The organism is Mycobacterium sp. UM_11 (assembly GCF_001414075.1).
In the GTDB taxonomy this organism is placed as follows: domain Bacteria; phylum Actinomycetota; class Actinomycetes; order Mycobacteriales; family Mycobacteriaceae; genus Mycobacterium.
In genome coordinates this window covers 1-568 of record NZ_LATC01000237.1, presented here as the reverse complement: position 1 = coordinate 568, position 568 = coordinate 1, and the positions used below count along the sequence as shown (strand labels likewise).

Sequence of the window (568 nt, the reverse complement as noted above, 5' to 3'; positions counted from 1 at the left end):
GATGTGTATAAGAGACAGGGACCGAGCCGCCGCGATCGCTGCGCATCACGGCGCGAAATTGATCGTCGCGACCGCGCATCTCCCCGTGCCCGTGGAAAAGGGCCGCTACGCCATCCCACCGGGAAGCGACCACGGTCAGGACTACCGGACGGTGGGCGAGGCCCCTTTCTTCGCGATCCTGCAGAACGCCAGGGAACGGGCGCACCAGGCCGGGGCCACGGACGTGGAGGAGAAGCCGATCGTCGGTCCGCCCATCAATGCGCTGGTGCAGCTCGCCGAGGAGATCGAGGCCGACCTGCTCGTGGTCGGCAATGTCGGGCTCAGCAGCGTCGCCGGGCGACTGCTGGGATCGGTCCCATCCGAAGTCTCCCGCCGGGCCAAGACCGACGTGCTGATCGTCTACACCATCGACTGATCGGCGAAGTCGCTCGACTGCGCGCCTTTTGCGAAGGACCGAAGGCTCCGGCGCACAATGCGATCCAAGACCCGGTCGGAGACCAGCCGGCTGACGCGCACCAGGATCGCGGCGTCGCGTCCGATGGTGTAGCGCTGTCTCTTATACACATCT

At 66.2% G+C, this 568-nt stretch carries 1 protein-coding gene; it reads left to right on the top strand.

Going from position 1 to position 568, the window contains the following annotated elements:
- Position 1: 1 nt before the first annotated feature.
- Entirely contained in the window at positions 2-415 is a 414-nt protein-coding gene (locus tag WU80_RS24815) for a universal stress protein (RefSeq protein WP_055405902.1), read from the top strand.
- The last annotated feature ends 153 nt before the right edge of the window (positions 416-568 follow it).